At 36.0% G+C, this 6,207-nt stretch carries 4 protein-coding genes; all 4 read left to right on the top strand.

The features are described from left to right. A partial coding sequence (locus tag VI621_RS02735) for an alpha/beta hydrolase (RefSeq protein ID WP_324216862.1) occupies positions 1-999 on the top strand: 999 nt, incomplete at its 5' end. Further along, on the top strand, positions 1,000-2,361 hold the full coding sequence (gene radA / locus VI621_RS02740) for a DNA repair protein RadA (protein ID WP_324216863.1): 1,362 nt from the start codon (positions 1,000-1,002) through the stop codon (positions 2,359-2,361). A gap of 34 nt (positions 2,362-2,395) precedes the next feature. Further along, a complete protein-coding gene (locus VI621_RS02745; protein ID WP_324216864.1) occupies positions 2,396-4,351 on the top strand; it encodes a transglycosylase domain-containing protein in 1,956 nt (651 codons plus the stop codon). A 15-nt stretch (positions 4,352-4,366) separates the two neighbouring features. Then, positions 4,367-5,989: a DUF4139 domain-containing protein gene (locus tag VI621_RS02750; protein ID WP_324216865.1), complete on the top strand. Its 1,623-nt coding sequence runs from the start codon at positions 4,367-4,369 to the stop codon at positions 5,987-5,989. Positions 5,990-6,207: the final 218 nt, after the last annotated feature.

A 6,207-nucleotide genomic window follows, 5' to 3' on the forward strand; every position in this document is an offset into this window, starting at 1 on the left:
TACTGGGATGATTTGCCAGAAGTAATCATAGTAGGGATTAGTCAAAACAAAAACAATGAACGAGATTCCGATTGTACCGTTGATAAAGAAACGGGATTGCCTGAAGGAAAAGGAGAAGACTTTTTTGAGTTCATCGGATTGGAACTGCTTCCGTATATTCAAAAAAACTTCAGGGTGGCACCTTTTAAAATCATCGCGGGACACGATACAACGGCAGGTTTTTTGAATTTCTATTTATACAAAGACCAGCCTTTATTTGATGCTTATATTTCATTAAGCCCCGAATTAGCTCCAGGTATGGAAGAACAATTACCGGAACGATTGCAATTAATAAACCAACCCATTTTTTATTACCAATCTACAGCTGATGGCGATGTAAAAAAAATGCAGACCAGAATACAAAAGTTGGATACTGGTATAAAAGCAATCAAAAAACCAACCTTGAATTATCAATTTGATGAATTCAAAGGCGCTTCACATTATTCGTTGGTTTTACATTCTATTCCAAGTGCTTTATATCAGTTTTTTGCAGTTTACCAACCGATTTCCATGGCAGAATTTAATGAAAAAATCGTAACACTGCCTTCCGGATATACAGATTATTTGGATAAAAAATATCAGGAAATCGAAAAATCTTTAGCGATAAAAATGCCCATCCGAATTAATGATTTTAAAGCTATTGAAGCAGCAATCCTAAAAAATAAAGCATACGATGAATTTGATGCCTTATCTGTTTTAGCCAGAAAAAGTTATCCAAAAAGCATGCTGCCCGAATACCAACTAGCGATGATGTATGAAAAAAAAGGGGACAATAAAAAAGCGTTAAAATACTATCTTGCAGCATTTCAAAAAGAAGAAATCGGAAACTTAAACAAAGAAATGATGATTGATAAAGCAGATGATTTGAAGAGAACTGTTGCCAAAAAAGGGAAAGAAGCCGAAGAACCTGCGGCAGGAGAACCAACCGAACAACCAGTTGAAGAGAAAAAAACAGAATAAATGGCCAAAGTAAAAACATCCTTTTTTTGCCAGAGTTGTGGCACGCAATATGCTAAATGGCAGGGACAATGTAACGCCTGCAAAGAATGGAATACCATTGTTGAAGAAATTATTCAGAAAGAAGAAAAAGCAGCCTGGAAAGCTTCCTCTTCAGAAGTAAAAAAAGCTTCCAGACCTTTAAAAATAAATGAAATCGATTCTACACAGGAAATCCGACTGGATACTTGCGATGGAGAATTGAATCGTGTTCTTGGCGGTGGTATTGTACCAGGCTCCTTAATCCTTTTGGGCGGAGAACCTGGTATTGGAAAAAGTACCTTGTTACTGCAAATTTCTTTAAAACTACCGTACAAAACTTTATATGTTTCGGGTGAAGAAAGTCAGAAACAAATAAAAATGCGTGCCGAGCGAATCACACCCAACGGGGACAATTGCTATATTCTCACCGAAACTAAAACACAGAACATCTTCAGGCAAATTGAAGCCATCGAACCCGAAATCGTAATTATCGATTCCATTCAAACCTTACATACGGATTATATTGAATCAGCGGCGGGAAGCATTTCCCAAATTCGGGAAACTACTGCCGAATTGATAAAATTTGCCAAAGAAACCAATGTTCCCGTGATTTTAATCGGACACATTACCAAAGACGGCAACATCGCAGGACCAAAAATTTTGGAACACATGGTCGATACCGTTTTACAATTCGAAGGCGACCGAAATCATGTGTACCGTATTTTACGCTCCCTCAAAAACCGATTTGGCTCTACGGCTGAAATAGGGATTTATGAAATGCAGGGAAGTGGTTTACGAGAAGTCGCCAACCCTTCCGAAATTTTAATTTCACACAACGATTCTGCCCTTTCGGGAACGGCTATTGCCACGACTTTAGAAGGCATGCGCCCGTTAATGATTGAAATCCAGGCCTTGGTAAGCACTGCAGTTTACGGAACTCCGCAACGAAGCACCACGGGCTACAACGCCAAACGACTGAACATGATTCTGGCGGTTCTTGAAAAGCGTGCCGGTTTCCATTTGGGCGCCAAAGACGTTTTCCTGAATGTAACCGGAGGCATTTCTGTTGATGATCCTGCTATAGATCTAGCAGTTGTCGCAGCGATTTTATCATCCAATGAAGACATTCCGGTTAGCAAAGATTTTTGTTTTGCGGGAGAAGTTGGGCTTTCGGGAGAAATTCGCCCGGTTAATCGGGTAGAGCAACGTATTCAGGAAGCGGAAAAATTAGGATTTTCAACTATTTTTATATCGAAATATAATAAGATTTCACTAAAAAATACGTTAATCAAGATAAGACTAGTTTCCAAAATTGAAGATGTGGCAAGTGAATTGTTTGGATAAAATTGCAATCATTTTCAAAAATCATACACAAATCATGAAAACTAAAAAACAAAAAACGATACTAATCATTAAAATCATTAGTGTGTTTTTTGTACTGCTGCTTATTGCTCTTTTTATCTTCCGCGATGCGCTGCTGCAAAAAGCTTTAACTGAAATAACTGCTAAAATGGAGCGCGATTATGACAGTGATTTCTCAGTAAAAAAAGCAAAGTTTTACGGTTTTACCGGAGTAGAAATGGAAGATATTCTGCTTGTTCCCAAAAAAGCGGATACATTGTTTCGAATTCAAAATATAAAAACCAATGTCAATCTTTTGCAATTGCTCACTGGTGATATTCAGTTAGGCAGTTTAGAAGCAAAAAATGGTTTTGTCCAATTGGTTAAAAATCAAAACGGGCGCAACTTTGATGCCTTTTTACCTAAGAAAAAGGACACTTTAGAATCGAATAAAAAATCCAATTATGCCGATTTAGCTTATAAAATTCTGACCAAAGCACTCAACTTGGTTCCAACAGACATGCGATTGGAAAACCTTACTTTGAGAATGGACGATATGGGCAAAAAAGCCACATTAAGTTTACAAAAACTCGAATTGGCCGACAAACAATTGGAAACTTCGATACAAGTTCAAACCAATACTTTTACCCAACGATGGAAAATAAAAGGATTTGCAGATCCCAGAAATAAAAAAACGGACATTCGGTTTTTTAATATTGATACAGGAAAAATCCGTGTGCCCTATTTTGATGAACGCTATAACCTAAAAGCCAGCTTTGATTCCATTCGGTTGAATGTCTCCAATATTGATATGGATGGCGGTGAATTGCATATTGACGGTTTTACTTCTATTTCAAATTTTACCGTAAATCATCCTAAAATTGCACTAAAAGATGTCGTGATAAAAAAAGCCCGTTTTGATTATCATTTGTTATTCGGAGAACATTTCATGGCAATCGACAGCAGTTCAGTAGCTTATTTGAACAAAATTAAATTCAGCCCTCATATTGAATATAATAACGAAAAAGATAAAATTTATAAATTGAAAATTGCGATTCCGAAAATGAAAGCGCAGGATTTTATCTCATCGTTACCCGAAGGATTGTTTACTCATTTTGAAGGTATGGAAGCCGAAGGCGTTTTTGATTATCATCTGAATTTCTTATACAACAAGAACAATCCGAATGCTTTAATTTTCGACAATAAACTGAATAAGGAAGGATTGAAAATCGTAAAATACGGAGAAGCGAATCTCAACAAAATCAATGGGGAATTTACTTATCGCGCCATCATAAATGACGTCCCGCAACGTCCCATTTTAGTGGGCATGGCAAATCCTAATTATACCCCTTTAGACCAAATTTCACCTTATTTAAGAAAAGCGGTGCTCACGACCGAAGATCCCTCCTTTTTTTCGCACAAAGGATTTATCAATGAAGCGTTCAAACAATCCATTGTAAAGAATATTAAAACCAAGAAATTCGCCCGAGGTGCCAGTACGATAAGCATGCAATTGGTAAAAAATGTTTTTCTGACCCGTGAAAAAACATTGTCTCGAAAACTGGAAGAAATTTTATTGGTTTATATCCTGGAAAACAATAGGATTACAAGCAAAGAACGCATGATCGAAGTCTATTTCAACATCATCGAATGGGGGCCAAATGTCTATGGCATTGGAGAAGCTTCCTCGTTTTATTTTCAAAAAAGACCTTCGGAGTTGTCTTTGTACGAATGCCTGTTTTTGGCCAATATCATTCCGAGTCCACGAAAATTCATGTATCAATTCAACAATGAAGGGAATTTGAAACCATTTGCTGTTTCTCGGGATAAATACATAACTAATTTGATGCTGCGAAGAGGAATCTTAACCGCTGAAGACACCATTTATCAATTGCCCATAATGGTTTCCGGACCTGCCAGATCATTTTTGAAACTTAAACCAGAAAGCCCTACAGTAACCGACTCCATATCAATAGAAGAATTTGATTTTTAATCTTTAAAAAAAACTATGAATAGTTCAAAACCATTTTTATTTATCCTGATTTTTATTTCAAGCATAGCCTTGGCTCAAAAGCCCATTTTTACTTCTGCCAAAGTAAAAGCGGCCACCGTATATTTTAACGCTGCCGAAATTTCGCAAACTACGAATATCAACCTCCCAGCGGGAACACATGAAATTGTGGTTAAAAATGTAGCCAATTATCTGAATGAAAGCTCCATTCAAATTGGCGCTCCCGCTTCGGTAACGGTGCTTTCTGTGCAATTTACCAATGATTATATATCAGAATATGAAGTAGACGGGAATTCTCCTGCCATTAAAAAAGTAAAAGACAGCATCACGTTGGTTCAAAAAGAATTGAGCAAAGTAATTAATTCCAAAAATTCAGAAATAAAAACCATCGAATTATTAGATAAAAACCAACAGGTTACCGGTCAAAATTCAGGTTTAAATGTAGCCGAATTAATGAAAATGGTGGATTATTATAAAGCCAAACGAACTGAAACCAGCAATACCATTAATACCCTGACTGAAAGAGAGCAAAAGCTGAACGAAATCCTGGAAAAACTCAATAATAAACTTGAAATTGACACCAGCAAAGAAGAAAAAACCTCCTCTGGAAAGTTAGTTTTACAAGTAATGAATGAAATTGCCGGAAATGTGTCTTTGGAAATTTCCTATTTGACCAACAGTGCGACTTGGGTTCCGTTTTACGATTTAAGAGCTGATAATGTTACTGCACCAATTAATATGGTATATAAAGCACAAGTAGTTCAAAATTCAGGTGTCGATTGGAAAAAAGTGAAACTAACTTTATCCAGCGGATTACCGAATCAAAACAATCAGGCGCCAACGGTAAATCCTTGGTTTTTGAGGTATCAAATACCGCAATACAAAGGTGATAATGATGGAGCGCAGCCACAAATGCAAGAAGTTGTTGTGACAGCAATGGGAATTAAAAGAAAAGGAAAGGCGATGGGTAATACTTCTTCGGTTTCTGATTATACAACGATTAGTGAGAATCAATTAAACGTTTCCTTTGATATTGATATTCCGTATGACATTTCATCAAATGGAAAAATTCACAGTGTCGCTTTAAAAGAAATCAAATTACCCGCAACATATAAATATTATGCAGCTCCAAAACTGGACAAAGAAGCATTTTTATTAGCAGAAATCACCGATTATGGCAAATACAATTTATTAAAAGGCGATGCCAACATTATATTTGAAGGAATGTATGTAGGCAAAACTATGGTAAATCCAAACCAAACTTCCGACACGTTGAATTTGAGTATGGGACGCGATAAAAAGGTTTCTATTAAACGGGAGAAAGTCGTAGACAAATCGGGGACGAAATTTTTATCTTCTAAAAAAGAGCAAACATTTACCTACGACATCACTATTCGCAATAACAAAAAAGAGGCGATTTTGATGAAATTGGAAGATCAACATCCGTTAAGTACCGACAAAGAAATCGAAATTGAATTAGCTCAAAAAGACGGAGCCAAAGTAAATTCCGAAACCGGAATCCTTACTTGGGATTTGAATTTAAAACCCAATGAAACCAAAAAAATCCGAATGAGTTACATCATAAAATATCCAAAAGATAAAATTATTGACAATTTATAATTGAGTTTTAAAGGCAGAAAAGGTAGTGGTTGTTTTATAAAAAAATTAGTTTTTATATTTTAATTGATTCATATATAAGCCGTTATAATTTTGATTTTGATTATATTTACAAGTCAAAGTTAAAATTTCATCGCTATGAAAACTATTTTTACTTTACTCGTCTTGTTTTTCTCCTTTTTTACTTTTTCGCAAACTATCGGAATCACTTCTTTTGGAAC

This window comes from Flavobacterium sp. (assembly GCF_035292545.1).
Classification (GTDB): domain Bacteria; phylum Bacteroidota; class Bacteroidia; order Flavobacteriales; family Flavobacteriaceae; genus Flavobacterium.